General features: G+C 67.6%; 14 protein-coding genes and 1 tRNA gene. 4 read left to right on the plus strand and 11 right to left on the minus strand.

Features of this window, described 5'->3' with window-relative positions; all coding sequences use genetic code 11:
* Positions 1-13 precede the first annotated feature (13 nt).
* The 6 genes from NIBR502771_RS03700 to NIBR502771_RS03725 form a co-directional block, all read right to left on the minus strand.
* Positions 14-841, minus strand: a complete 828-nt coding sequence (locus NIBR502771_RS03700) for an anti-sigma factor (RefSeq protein WP_141158537.1) — start codon at positions 839-841, stop codon at positions 14-16.
* A complete protein-coding gene (locus NIBR502771_RS03705; RefSeq protein WP_210411387.1) occupies positions 828-1,442 on the minus strand; it encodes a sigma-70 family RNA polymerase sigma factor in 615 nt (204 codons plus the stop codon). Before NIBR502771_RS03705 ends, NIBR502771_RS03700 begins: the two co-directional genes overlap by 14 nt.
* Before the next feature lie 45 nt (positions 1,443-1,487).
* A complete protein-coding gene (locus NIBR502771_RS03710; RefSeq protein WP_141158539.1) occupies positions 1,488-2,207 on the minus strand; it encodes a class F sortase in 720 nt (239 codons plus the stop codon).
* Between the two features lie 113 nt (positions 2,208-2,320).
* Positions 2,321-3,157 carry a DUF4397 domain-containing protein gene (locus NIBR502771_RS03715; RefSeq protein WP_141158540.1) on the minus strand — a complete coding sequence of 279 codons (837 nt, stop codon included), beginning with the start codon at positions 3,155-3,157 and terminating at the stop codon, positions 2,321-2,323.
* A gap of 181 nt (positions 3,158-3,338) precedes the next feature.
* Positions 3,339-4,358, minus strand: a complete 1,020-nt coding sequence (locus NIBR502771_RS03720; RefSeq protein ID WP_141158541.1) for a LacI family DNA-binding transcriptional regulator — start codon at positions 4,356-4,358, stop codon at positions 3,339-3,341.
* Positions 4,359-4,628: 270 nt separating this feature from the next.
* A tRNA-Lys gene (locus NIBR502771_RS03725) sits at positions 4,629-4,701 on the minus strand.
* A 210-nt stretch (positions 4,702-4,911) separates the two neighbouring features.
* Between NIBR502771_RS03725 and NIBR502771_RS03730 the strand changes: the two genes are divergently transcribed.
* From NIBR502771_RS03730 to NIBR502771_RS03745, 4 genes are all read left to right on the plus strand, one after another.
* A complete protein-coding gene (locus NIBR502771_RS03730; RefSeq protein WP_141158542.1) occupies positions 4,912-5,571 on the plus strand; it encodes a hypothetical protein in 660 nt (219 codons plus the stop codon).
* Positions 5,572-5,885: 314 nt separating this feature from the next.
* On the plus strand, positions 5,886-6,503 hold the full coding sequence (locus NIBR502771_RS03735; RefSeq protein WP_141161397.1) for a DUF47 domain-containing protein: 618 nt from the start codon (positions 5,886-5,888) through the stop codon (positions 6,501-6,503).
* Between the two features lies 1 nt (position 6,504).
* Positions 6,505-7,515, plus strand: a complete 1,011-nt coding sequence (locus NIBR502771_RS03740) for an inorganic phosphate transporter (protein ID WP_141158543.1) — start codon at positions 6,505-6,507, stop codon at positions 7,513-7,515.
* Positions 7,516-7,683: 168 nt separating this feature from the next.
* A complete protein-coding gene (locus tag NIBR502771_RS03745) occupies positions 7,684-8,091 on the plus strand; it encodes a hypothetical protein (protein ID WP_141158544.1) in 408 nt (135 codons plus the stop codon).
* A gap of 131 nt (positions 8,092-8,222) precedes the next feature.
* Here NIBR502771_RS03745 and NIBR502771_RS03750 read toward each other — a convergent pair whose 3' ends face one another.
* The 5 genes from NIBR502771_RS03750 to pstS all read right to left on the minus strand — a co-directional run bounded on the left by NIBR502771_RS03750 (position 8,223) and on the right by pstS (position 12,851).
* Positions 8,223-8,630 (minus strand): hypothetical protein, encoded by a 408-nt coding sequence (locus tag NIBR502771_RS03750; RefSeq protein WP_141158545.1) that lies wholly within the window; start codon positions 8,628-8,630, stop codon positions 8,223-8,225.
* Between the two features lie 93 nt (positions 8,631-8,723).
* The gene (gene pstB, locus NIBR502771_RS03755; protein ID WP_018763202.1) at positions 8,724-9,503 is read right to left on the minus strand and encodes a phosphate ABC transporter ATP-binding protein PstB; all 780 of its coding nucleotides are present in this window, start codon (positions 9,501-9,503) and stop codon (positions 8,724-8,726) included.
* A gap of 77 nt (positions 9,504-9,580) precedes the next feature.
* Entirely contained in the window at positions 9,581-10,693 is a 1,113-nt protein-coding gene (gene pstA / locus NIBR502771_RS03760) for a phosphate ABC transporter permease PstA (protein ID WP_141158546.1), read from the minus strand.
* Positions 10,694-11,626, minus strand: a complete 933-nt coding sequence (gene pstC, locus NIBR502771_RS03765) for a phosphate ABC transporter permease subunit PstC (protein ID WP_141158547.1) — start codon at positions 11,624-11,626, stop codon at positions 10,694-10,696. It lies immediately after the preceding gene.
* Between the two features lie 103 nt (positions 11,627-11,729).
* Positions 11,730-12,851 (minus strand): phosphate ABC transporter substrate-binding protein PstS, encoded by a 1,122-nt coding sequence (gene pstS, locus NIBR502771_RS03770; RefSeq protein WP_141158548.1) that lies wholly within the window; start codon positions 12,849-12,851, stop codon positions 11,730-11,732.
* Positions 12,852-12,967: the final 116 nt, after the last annotated feature.

Raw genomic sequence — 12,967 nt, forward strand, 5'->3', positions numbered from 1 at the left:
GCCCCGGCGCAGCTCAGGATGTGAGGGTGCCCCTGGCGATGCTGACGCTGGAGTGGGCCGGATTGCCGTCCATGGGTTCGTCGGACACGTCCACCACCGGGTACTGGGAGAGGTCAAGGCCTGCCGGCACCTGGAACGTTCCCGACGTGGTGTTCATGACCCCCAGGCTCACCAGCTTGGAGAGGTCCGGCGCAATGAGCCAAACCTCCTGGTAACCCTTGGCCTCATCCTTGTCCAGGCTCACATACAGGCTGCGCGAACCGTCTGCGGCCGCCACCACCTTGGCCGACCCCGCCGCCGAGTGCTGCGCGAGGGGGCTCAGCCGGGCTGCGGCCAGCTCCTGCGGCTGGGGTGGCCGGTCGAAGGCCCAGACGGCGCCGAAAACCACCAGGACAGCAGCTGCCGCCGTGGCCAGCCAGGTGCCTGGATGCTGCCACCATGCCGTCCCGCCGCGGGCACCCCTGGTGGGCGCGCCCTTCGTTCCGGTATCCAGCCGGACAGCGTTCGACGACGGCCCAGCCGCGGGTGCCGGCGTGGCAGCGGGAGTTGCCGCACCATCCGTGCCGGCGCCTGCCTCCTGGGGAGCCGCAGCCGCGAGCGGGTCCTCCCGGACGGGCTCCCCGAGGCCCAGTTCGCGGTGGATTCCGGCCCAGACCTGGGGCCCGGGAACGGACAGCCGGCTGGTGTCAGGCGTTGTCTTTACCGCTTCCACGGTGCGGCGCAGGGCGGCGTAATCGGCGGCGCACCGGGAGCAGACCAGGAGGTGCTGCCGGCCATCCGGGTCATCCCAGTCGTCGTACAGCGCCAGGAGGCTCAACTGTTCCGGATCAAGATGCGGCATGGTCTACCTCCAATCTGCTTCTTAGGTGTGTCAGGCTGCGGCGGATGTGGCTCTTGACGGTACCAAGCGGCAGGTCCAGTTTCCGCGAGATCTGTTCGTGCGTCAGGTCCTCGTAGAAGGCAAGCTTCATGATGGAGCCCTGGGGCTCACCCAGCCGCTCCAGTTCGCCGTCCAGGAGCAGCCGGTCGGCGAGCGTTTCCGCCGCTTCCATCCCCGCCCCCGCCTCCGCTGCCATCCCGGCGCCCGCAGCGGCATAGGCCTTGCGCGCTTCGCGGGCGGACGACTGCTGGGCGTCTGTGATGGCATTGCGGGTGATTCCAACGATCCAGGCCGGGAGCCGGGCCACCTGCGGATTGAAGGTGCTCCGCGAGCGCCATACCCGGATGAAGACCTCCTGGGTGACGTCGTCTGCGGCCGCGCGGTCCGCCAGGGACCGCAGGGCCAGCGTGTGCACCAGTGGCGCGAACTCGCGGTAGGCCGCCGCCAGCGCCTGCTCATCGCCGGACAGGAAGGATGCGGTCAGCCCGTCATCCCATCCAGGGGAGTCACGGCCGGGGAGCGTCACGGGCGGCTCCCTCCCGGCTTCGGCGACGAGATACATTGCGGTCCACTGGCCGGGCACGAACCGGTTCATGGCGGAGCCGGCTCAGGCAGGGACTGCGGTAACAATCACATTGTCGCTGTAGTCCATCCGCTCGTCCAGCCATGTGCCGCCGCAGGTAACCAACTTGAGTTCGTGTGGACCCGTCCGCCTGAAAAGGGACCCGCCGTCGAACCTGTCCTTCGCCATCAGTTCCACGCCAACCACCCGGTAGGTGACAGCGGGAGCGCCTTCCCTTCCCACCCGGATGATGGTTCCGGCCGGGACCGACTTCAGCGCGGAGAACGGCGCGCGGTCCGATCTTGTGTCGATGTGGCCGGCGATAACGGCAGCGCCTTCGGCTGCCCCGGGCGCCGGGCCGAACTTGTACCACGCGGCGCGGTCGAACACGTCCGGAATCTCCATCGCTCCCCCGGCGGACACTCCCCCGGGCACCACCGGCATGTCGATGGCGGTGCCCGCCACAGTAAGCGTGGTGGGCGCCGGCACGGCGGCACTGGCCGACAGGGTGGCCGGCCTGACCTGAATGGCACCTGGCGGCGCAACCGCAGGGCCGCTTTCGCCCGTGGGGGCCTGCGGCAGAGCGGAGGCCGACGGAGCCGCCGGGCTGGGGGCAGCCGCTGGAGGCGACACCTGCGGGGAACCGTCCGGCCCAGGGGAACCGCAGCCGGAAAGAGCCAGCACCCCGACTGCCACCGCCGCTGCCACGCTCCTGATGGAATGCCGACGGCGGTACCCACCCGCCGGCGTCGTACGTGCGTTCATTGCTTCCGCCCTTCCCGGGAACACGTCACTGGACAGGAAACGGCCCGGCGCAAAGGCCCGTCCGCGGGTGAGCGGCCGGGCCCCTGCGCCTGACGGTCAATCAGCGGCGCCGCTTACAGCTCCGCACGCCGGGTACGGACTGCGCGGCTTACGCCCACAGCGCCGGCCAGCAACGCCAGGGCTGCAAGGCTGAACCCGGCAGTGGCAACTGCGGAGCCTGCCCTGCCGGGGTCAGGTGAGCCGCCAAGGGCACCGGGCACGGATGCCGGAGCCGTGTGCAGGCCTTCGATGGTCTGCACGGCGAGCTTCAGGTTCTGGTCCGCCAGGCTGCCCCAGGCGTAGACGATGGTGTGCGTCCCTTCGCCCACGGTGACGTCCGCCGGGCCGATCACCGGGGTGGTGGTGCCGGCGGCGGCGACCGCGGCAGGAACCGTTCCCGGATCAAGGGTAAGGGTCTGTTCGTTCGGGTTGGCCAGGTTGGTGACCACGGCGGTACCTCCTGCCAGGACGTCGACGGCGGGTGCCGCCGCGGCGTGCCGGACCGTCAGCTTGCCCTTGCCCGCCGGGATTTGGGAGACGTCATTGGTGAACAGGCTCGCCGTGGGCTTGCCGTCCGCGCCCAGGTGGGCCGCGGCAGTGTAGTTTCCATTGGCGGCCAGGTTGACGCTGACGGGACCGATCGCCGGGGCGGAGGCGTCCGCGGCGTCGGCCGCCGTGATGGCAATTTCGTAGGTGCCGGCCGGGAGGGCAAGCGGCCCGGCAAGGGTTCCCGGGGCGAAATCATCAAGCGTGCGGTCGCCGTTGACCCATACATCCACGGTCAGTCCGGGGACCCCGTGCAGCACCGAGAGCTGGGCGTCTCCCTCTGCTGCATTGGCGGGACCGGCCAGGGCGATTGCGGCTGCAATGGCTGCCGCACCGGCACCCGCGGTGAAGATCGTTTTGCGCATGTCCATCTCCTTGAAAGGCCCGGCTGCCGGGCGTTTTGTTCTGACACCCCTACTACCGCCGCGGGCACGGATTTGGATGCAGATTCATGGAGATTTTTTTGGATTTTTCCTGCCGCAGTGTTGCGTGCCGCCCAAGGGCTTGCGGCGCCCCTGGCTTTTGGCCCCCTGGCTTCCGTCGCCGCTAGGACGAGGCCGGGGAGGCGGTGCTGGCGCGGAGGACCAGTTGCGGCGGCACCACGGTGGAGCTCACCGCGGCCCCGGACTCGATCTCCTCCAGCATGATGTCCATGCAGCGGCGTCCCAGTTCCTCGAAGTCCTGGCGGACGGTGGTCAGCGGCGGCGTGAAGTACCCGGCTTCCGGCTGGTCGTCGAAACCCACCACGGAGACGTCGTCGGGCACCTTGACGCCTGCCTCCGTGAACGCACGCAGGAGGCCCAGCGCCATCTGGTCGTTTCCCACGAAGATGGCTGTCGCCGTGAGTCCGGACGCAAGCCGGCGGCCGATCGCGTAGCCGCTCCCCGAGCTCCAGTCCCCCTCCACCAGGAGGGATTCGTCCAGGCCTGCCTCCCGGAGGACGGCCCGCCACCCCTCCGCCCGTTCTGCCCCGTCCGTCCAGTCGGGCGGCCCGGCGATGTGCCCGATCTGCAGGTGGCCTTCCCCGACGAGATGCTCGACGGCGAGCCTTGCGCCAGCACGCTGGTCCACCATGGCCCCGCTCACCTTCGCGCTGCCAGCAGAGCCCACGGCCACCACGGGCACCGGAAGGTTCATCTGCTCCAGCACGGCGAGGGTGTCCGCGTGCGGCACCAGCACCGCGATCCCGTCCACGGCCTGGTCCATAAAGTGGCCCACGGCGTCGGAAATGGCTTCCCGGCTGACCTCGCGCAGTGCAGCGATGCTGACAAAGTAGCCGGCGTTGCGGGCGGCATGCTCAACGCCCAGCAGGGTGTTGGCCGGACCGTACTGGGAAAGCTCACTGGCCAGCACGCCGATGGTCTGCGAGCGCCGCGTAACCAGGCTCCGGGCTGCGGTGTTGCGCCGGTATCCCAGTTCCGCGATGGCTGCCTCCACCTTTTCCCGGGTTGCCTTGCTGACATTGGGGTGGTGGTTCACCACGCGGGAGACGGTCTGGTGGGAGACGCCGGCCACCTTGGCCACGTCTTCCAGGCGCGGCATCCGGCCCTTGCTGGTATTTGCCATGAGCCTATTGTGCCTGTGACCCCGGTGCCCCGCGTGCGCAAATGGGCTGGCGATTCCGGATGGATCCTTGCGCCGCAGCTGCCCGGGGGCCTGCCGCTGCGCACAGGAGGTGCGGGCTTTCCAGTACGACCCCGCCAGCTGACCCATGCACCCGCCGGAACACATCAGGGGGTTCGGGCGGGCTGCCGCCGGGATGGAAGCTGGGGTCCGGAAGAGGTTAAAAGGAAAGGTCCGCCTGCGCTAGCGGCGGACCTTCGTAGTCCTGATGGGTGGGCCCTGTGGGGCTCGAACCCACGACCCACGGATTAAAAGTCCGATGCTCTACCAACTGAGCTAAAGGCCCCTGCCGGCCGGTCAAACACTCTGTGCCTGCCCGTACGGCCCAATCCATTTCTGGACGTTAATACTCTAACCCATGGTTCCAGCCACTTCGCACACCCCGCGGGCGCCGCCGTCGAACCTTTCCACCCCACGGTTCCAGGCCTTCCCGCCGCCCGCGGACAAGCCCTGAAGACGCTCGATTTCCGCGGCGGCACAGGAGTAGCGTGGGGGCATGAGCGAGCAAGCAGGACACACTCCGTACGGCGGCAGCAACCGGCACCATAAGCCCAAGCCCTTCGCGCCGCTGGACTTCGAGCCCTTCGCAGGCGGGGCCGATCCCGCCCGCGTGTCGGAGGCCGCCCACCTTGCCGCGCAGGCACTGGTCCGCCATGGCCGCGACAGCGACGATCCCGTGATCACCGAACGGCTGGTCAAGCTCGCGGACGAACAGGGGCTGGATGCGATCGCCGAGATGTGGGCGGAGAGCCCCGCCCGCTCACTTCCCGGCGCGCTGTGGCGGCTTTACGCGCTGCGCGCCGCCACCGTCCAGGATCCTGAGCGCATCAGCGTCTATTTCCGGGCGGGACGGGACACCGCCCAGGTATCCAACGTGGTGGCCGGCGCGGCTGAGCCGCCGGGCGCCGACGAAATGCGCACCATGGCGGATGCCATCCTTTCCGGCGCGTTCGACGGCGACTTCGACGTCGCGCTGGAACGCTCCGCCGCGTTCTGCCGCGTCGTGGCGCTCGGGCAGGCCACCCTCGCCGACGGCGCCGAACACGCCAACGAGGCCCATGCCAGCAAGCTGACCCGCAACTCCCACCAGCTGGTGAAGACCGCCGAGGACCTGGAGCATGCCGCCAACGCGTGGCGCCTGGGCGAACTGGACTGAGCCCCGGCTGGCGCCGGCGGACCGGATTTCCGGGACGAACCAAGCCCCCGCTGTCAAGATTGACTTGGGCCGGGTGAAGTAGAAGACTGAAACCGGTGCCGAGCCGCGAAACCCCCGGGCTTCAACAATTAGCCGCCTAGAGCGGCCTACCGCCGAGAGGCGTATCCGGTTCGGCACCATTTTTCTGCCCTCTTCCAGGTGGCCGATTCCGGGGTGCAGTTACGGGCCGGTAGAGTAATCCCCAGTTGCCCGCCGCCGTCAAGTCACACGGCAGCAACGCCCGCCTTGATAAGTCCCTGGAGACCGGTAAACACGTGAAGCTGCGCCTTTTTCCACAGGAGCCCGCAGGGCTGAACCTGCTCTCACAGATGGCACAACAGATCGTGCTGGCCACCGCCACCCTGGCCGAGATCCTTGGCGTACCCGCGGACGAGCACGCCAAGCTCGTCGAGGACATGCACAACATCGAGGCCAAGTCCGCCGAACTGCATTTCGCGCTGCTGACCCACATGCGCACCAGCTTCGTAAACCCCCTCCCCCGCGAGGACATGTACGCCCTGTCCCGGTACCTCAACGAGGCCATGGAAAAGATGGACGCGGCAGCGGAACTGGTGGCCCTGTACCGGCTTGACCGTCTCCCCAAACGCGCCGCCGACCAGTTGGAGATCATCAGCCGGCAGGCCGAACTGACCGTTGACGCCATGCGCAGGCTCAATGACCTGGACGACCTCGAGGACTACTGGATCGAGATCCTGCGCCTCGCCAAACGGGCGGAGCGCACACACCGCGTGTGGGTGGCGGACATGATCGCGGACATGAAGTGGGCGCAGTATTCCCGCAACCGCGACATCGCCAACCAGCTGGTGGAGGTCACCAAGGACATGCGGCGGGTGGCCACCCAGGTAGGCAGCATCATCGTCAAGGAATCCTGACGTGGCGGCAGTCATCTTCGGCGCGGTGGTCCTGCTGGCCGCGGCGTTTGCCTTCCTGAACGGCTTCCGCGACGCATCCACCTCGGTGGCCCTGGCGGTGCGGAACCGGGCCCTCACCCCCAGCGTGGGCATCCTCCTGGCCGCGTTCTTCAACTTTGTCGGCGCCCTCCTCAGCGCCCTGCTCGCCGTCGCCGTCAGCCGGACCTGGATCAGCCTCCCCGCCGGCACCGACGGACTGTCCATCCTGGTGGCCGGCCTGGCCAGCGCGTGCGCATGGGGCATCCTGATGTGGTGGCGCGGCATTCCCGCGTCCTCCACCCACGCCCTGGTGGGCGGCCTTGCCGGTGCAGGGCTTGCGAGCCTGGCCATCGGGGGACCGGGCGTTGCCGGCGTGGACCAGTCGCTGCTGTTCCAGGTGGTCCTGCCGCTGGTCCTCTCCCCGCTGGTGGCCTACAGCGGCTCCTTCCTCCTGGTGTACCCGGCCACATGGGTGGCCCGCTACACCCAGGCCAACGTGGTGAACCAGCGGTTCCGCCGGGGGCAGGCCGTAGCGGCGGGGGCGGTGGCGTTCGGCCACGGCCTGCAGGACGGACAGCGCGTCAGCGCCGTCCTGCTGCTGGCACTGCTGGCGGCCGGCTATGCCGACGGCGGGATCCCCACCTGGGTGGCGGGGCTTTGCGCGGTGATGATGACCGCCGGGACCCTTTTCGGAGGGTGGCGGATCTCGCACACCATCGGCTACAAGATCACCCGGATCGATCCCCTGCGTGGCTCCGTGGCACAGACATTCAGCGCGGTGATGCTCTTTGTGGGCGCGATCGGGCTGCACTGGCCCCTCTCCACCACCCACACCGTCACAGCCGGCGCCCTGGGTGCAGGGGAGAACCAGCATTTTTCGGTCACCAACCGGAAGCTGGTCATCCGGATCCTGTGGCTCTGGGGGCTGACCCCGCTGGCTACCTGCGTCCTCGGCTTCGTGCTTGCGCTGGCACTCTCCCCCATCTCCACGTAGGCGGGCAGCTCCCCCTATACAGGGAATCCGGTGTGACGTACATTCAAAGTGCGCCCCCGGGTCAACGGTGCCGGGGACCGGCGTCCACGCCGTGTGCAGGGCTGCGGACGACGCGCCGCTGCAGCCAACCGGCGGTTCGGATGCACAACGCGGAAAAGAGCAGGCGTCATGTCTCCCTCGTATTCCCGGCGCCCCCTTCCACAGCCCCGGCAGCCCCGGTGCGAGGCCTGCGGAACCGAGCACCAGCTCACCATCCACGCGATCACGGCCATCGGCGCGGCAGGCGGTGACCTGGTCACGGTCTCTTACACCTGCAACGACTGCGACCTGTTCCAGGAACACACCGCCTACGCCACGGACGTTGCGGCCGCGCTGAACCAGGTGCACTGGAAGACCGACGTCATCCTCTTCGGGGACGACTACATCCACTGCGGCTTCCCCATGGAAGAGGCGGAGTTCGAGGTTGAGCGGCTCTGCTACCGCAGCGGCAGGTCGGGCAGCACGCTCAGCGCCGTGGCCCTCCCCACCCGGGTCCTGCGCTGCCACTGCGGGTTCCAGCTGGAAGTTCCCGAATAGCCACTCCGCAGGGCGCCCCTGTACCGCGCTGGATGTACCGCGCGGCGCAGTGACGGGCCGGCTCAGCGTGCAGGGGCAGCCCGTGCGCAGCGAGCCCAGCCCCCAATGGGGACGGCCAGCCACAGGGTTTGCTAGAGCTCCAGGGTTACGGGAGCCGCGGCTACCAGCACGGTGGTGAGTTCGTCCTGCGTGAGGTTGGCCGCCGCGCACAGTTCATGGTCCGCGACGCCGGCTGCCGAGGCTTTGCGGACTGCCTGCCGCAGGGACTCCTGGGCGGTATCCAGCTCCCACTGCATGCTTTCGAGGCGGGAGCTGGTGCGCCACACCTCGGCCAGCACGTCCTCTTCCTCAGCGGGGGCCACAGCCAGCGAGAGATGCGGTTCAAGCTCGGGCGCCAGCGGCCCGGCCGCGAGGGGCCCCGCCAGCCCCGCCGCGGCGGCAAACGCCTGGGCCGGTTCCACGGCATCCTGCACGGCGTCCCTCTCAGGTACGGAAACAGTAAGTTGGGGGCCCATGGGGTCACTGGCCGACTGCGTCATGGCAAAACTCCTTTAGCGGGCTTACTACTAGTTCCGAAAGTATCTAGATAAGCGTACTAAACCCGTCAGTAGATCGCCAGCGGCGCCAATGGCTCACCCGAAGCGGCCGGAAACGTAGTCCTCGGTGGCCTTCTGCACGGGGTTGCTGAAGATGGTGTGGGTATCGCCGTACTCGATCAGCTTGCCCGGCTTGCCGGTGCCCGCGATGTTGAAGAACGCCGTCTTGTCGGACACACGCGCGGCCTGCTGCATGTTGTGGGTCACGATCACCACGGTGTACTGGTCCTTGAGCTCGTTGATGAGGTCCTCGATGGCCAGGGTGGAGATCGGGTCCAGGGCGGAGCAGGGCTCATCCATGAGGATCACTTGCGGCTCCACGGCAATGGCACGGGCAATGCAGAGGCGCTGCTGCTGGCCGCCGGAGAGGCCGGAGCCGGGCTTCTCCAGCCGGTCCTTGACCTCGTTCCACAGGTTGGCGCCCTTGAGCGAGCGTTCCACCAGGACGTCGGCCTCACCCTTGGAGATCTTCTTGTTGTTCAGCTTCACGCCTGCCAGCACGTTGTCCCGGATGGACATGGTGGGGAACGGGTTGGGCCGCTGGAAGACCATGCCGATCTGCGAGCGCACGGTGACAGGGTCCACGCCGGGTCCGTAGAGGTTGTCGCCGTCCAGCAGGACCTCGCCCTCGACGCGGGCGCCGGGGATGACCTCGTGCATGCGGTTCAGGGTGCGGAGGAAGGTGGACTTTCCGCAGCCGGAGGGGCCGATGAACGCGGTGACGGACTTGGCCTCGATGTTGATGCTGACGTCCTCAACGGCGAGGAAATCGCCGTAGTACACGTTCAGGTCCTTGACGTCGATGCGCTTAGACATGGTGTTCCTTCACTTACTGGGTATGGATTGAAGTCTAGGATCCGCCACGGGTGGGGCGGAAGATGCGGCTGGTCTGGCTACCGGCCCGTTTTGGGGGCGAAGATCCGGGCGATCAGGCGCGCCACCAGGTTCAGGACCATCACCAGGATGATCAGCACCAGCGCCGCACCCCAGGCCCGCTGTGAGGACGGGTCCGGGTTGGAGGGCGAGGTGGGGTTGAGGATCTGGGTGTAGATGAACGTGGGAAGCGAGGCCATCCAGCCGCCGAACACGTTGGAGTTGATGCTGGTGGCAAAGCCTGCGGTGACCAGGATGGGCGCCGTCTCACCGATAACCCGGGCGATCGCCAGGGTGACGCCGGACGCGATGCCCGAGATCGCCGTCGGGATAACCACCTTGAGGATGGTCCGCCACTTGCGGACGCCCAGGGCATAGGCGGCCTCGCGGAGCTCGTTGGGGACGATCTTGAGCATTTCCTCGCTGGAGCGAACCACCACGGGGATCATCAGCACGGAAAGCGCGACGGCGGCGACCGCACCAGTCTTGGTGCCCGGGCCCACCACCGCGAAGAAGAACGCGGCTGCGAACAGGCCGGCCACGATGGACGGGATGCCGGTCATGACGTCCACGAAGAACGTGATGGCCTTGGCCAGGCGGCCGTCGTGGCCGTACTCCACCAGGTAGATGGCCGTGAGCAGGCCCACGGGAACGGAGATGACGGTGGCCAGCAGCGTGATCTGCACCGTGCCCAGGAGGGCGTGGTAGATGCCGCCCATCACCGGGGCGCCGCTTTCCACGGCCTTGTTGTCGAAGGCGCCGGTGACCCCGTTCATGGAGGTGGTGAGGAATCCGGGGTCGATAAGTCCGGGGATGCCGTTGACCAGTACGGTCCAGATCACCGAGACGAGGGGCAGCAATGCCACCAGGAACGAGCCGACCACCAGGCAGGTGGCCAGCTTGTCCTTGGCCTTGCGGGAGCCTTCCACGGCGGCGCTCCAGGAAACCAGGCCAACGGCGAACAGGATCGCGGAGACCAGGCCCCAGCCGAACGGGTTGAAGCCGATCAGGGCGAGGATGGCGGCCCCGACGATCAGGGCTCCGACGAGCACTGCATAGGGTGCATACTTGGGCAGCTGGCCCTTGGTGAGGGCAGACCGCTTGCTGCGGACCGGGGTAAGCGTGGAGGTCATTTAGTTGGCTCCCGAGAATTCTTTGTGCCGGGTGATGACCCAGCGCGCGATCATGTTCACGCCAAGGGTGATGACGAACAGCACCAGGCCCGCGGCGATCAGGGTGCTGACCTTGAGGCCGCTGGCTTCGGGGAAGTTCAGGGCGATCTCGGCGGCGATGGTCTGGTTTCCGGACTGGATCAGGCTGGCGGTCAGGGCACCGGAGGAGAGCACCAGGGCAACGGCCATGGTCTCGCCGAGTGCGCGGCCCAGGCCCAGCATGATGGCGCTGATGATGCCCGGACGGGCGAAGGGCAGCACGGCCATCCGGATCATCTCCCAGCGGGTTGCACCGAGCGCGAGGGCAGCTTCCTCATGCAGTTTGGGGGTCTGCAGGAAGATCTCGCGGGACAGCGAGGTGATGATGGGCAGGACCATGACGGCGAGGACGATGCCCGCGGTAAGGATGGTCTTGCCCGTGCTGGACGCAGGGCCTTGGAAGATGGGGAGCCAGCCCATGTTTGCCGCGAGCCAGCCGTACGCCGGGGAGATCTCCTTGGCAAGGAAAGCGGCACCCCAGGCGCCGTAGACCACGGAGGGTATTGCGGCGAGCAGGTCCACTACATAGCCGAGTCCGGAGGCGAGGCGGCGGGGTGCGAAGTGGGAGATGAACAGCGCCACGCCGATGGCGATGGGGGTGGCGATCACCAGCGCGATGGCTGCGGCGATCAGGGTGCCGATCACGATGGGCCAGATGTAGGCGAAGAAACCCTGCCCGCCCTGGATCTTGTCTGCGGGCGCGGTCAGCGCGGGAATTGCCTGGACTACCAGGAAGAGAGCGACGCCGAAGAGGACGGCGAGGATCAGGCACCCGGCGGCGAGCGTGGCACCGGAGAAGACTTTGTCCCCGGCGCGCCCGGCGCCCTGGGTACTGGTCAGGGAGGTGGCGGTCATTCGACGGCCCTTCGATTCGTTGCTGGATTAAGGAAGCGGGGTGCAAAGCCAAGTTCCCCGCACTGCCATCCGGCAGGCGGGGAACCCGGTTTTACAGCGTTGGCTAGGACTTGACCTTGATCGAGTCGATGGCCTTGGCGGCCTTTGCTGCGAGGTCGGAGGACAGCGGGGCGGACTTAGCAGAGTCTGCTGCAGCCTTCTGGCCTTCGGAGGAAACTACGTAGTGCTCGAAGGCCTTGACCAGGTCAACGGTCTCCTGCTTGTCGTAGGTGGTGCACAGGACGTGGAAGGACACCAGGACGATCGGGTAGGCGCCGGCGATGGTGGTCTTGCGGTCCAGCTTGATGGAGAGGTCGTTGGCGGCGCGGCCGGCGACGGGCTGGCCGGCGTCCACTGCCTTGGCAGCAGCGTCGGCGGAGATCTTGGTGAAGGAGTCGCCCACCTTGATCTGGGCAACGCCCAGCTTGCCGCTGACGGCGGAATCGTCAGCGTAGGTCACGGCACCGGGGGTGTCGGTGACGGTCTTGACCACACCGGAGGTGCCCTTGGCGTTTTCGCCCTTGAGGCTGGCGGGCCAGATGCCGGCGGCCGGGTCGGTCCAGACGTCGGACGCGGCGGCGGACAGGTAGTCAGTGAAGTTCTGCGTGGTGCCGGAGTCGTCGGAGCGGTTTACCGGCGTGACCTTCAGGTCCGGCAGCGTAACGCCGGCGTTCAGGGCAGCGATGGCGGGGTCGTTCCACTTGGCGATCTGGCCGCGGAAGATCTTGGCCACGGTGGTGGCGTCCAGCTTCAGGTCGGTGACGCCGGGAACGTTGAAGGCCACGGCGATCGGGGAGATGTAGACGGGAACGTTGATGGCGCCGTCTGGTCCGCAGACGGACTTGGACGAGGCGTATTCATCATCCTTCAGGTAGGCGTCCGAGCCTGCGAACTGGGCCGAACCGTCCAGGATTGCCTTGCGGCCCGCACCGGAGCCGTCCGGGGAGTACTGCACGGTGGCGCCGGAGTTGGCGGAGGCGAAGTTGGTCTTCCAGGCGTCCATGGCTGCGCCCTGGGCGGAGGAACCAATGCCGGTCAGCGTGCCGGTGACCTTGGGGCCGCCGGCGGACTGGGAGCCTGCAGGCGCGGTGTTCGTGGCGTTGTCTGAACCGCAGGCGGTAAGCGCGAGTGCGCCGACTGCGATAACAGCGATAGCCGCGTGGCGGCCGAAGCGGAGTGCCTTCACTAGATGTACCCCTTCCAGGGTTATTCAGGTGCGGGACAGGGACGGAGAACCCTGCTGCGCGATGCGTACGTTTTGTACCTTCAAGTAAGTTATGGGCCGCAGGTAACGGGATGGGC

The sequence above is a fragment of the Pseudarthrobacter sp. NIBRBAC000502771 genome, assembly GCF_006517215.1.
In the GTDB taxonomy this organism is placed as follows: domain Bacteria; phylum Actinomycetota; class Actinomycetes; order Actinomycetales; family Micrococcaceae; genus Arthrobacter; species Arthrobacter niigatensis.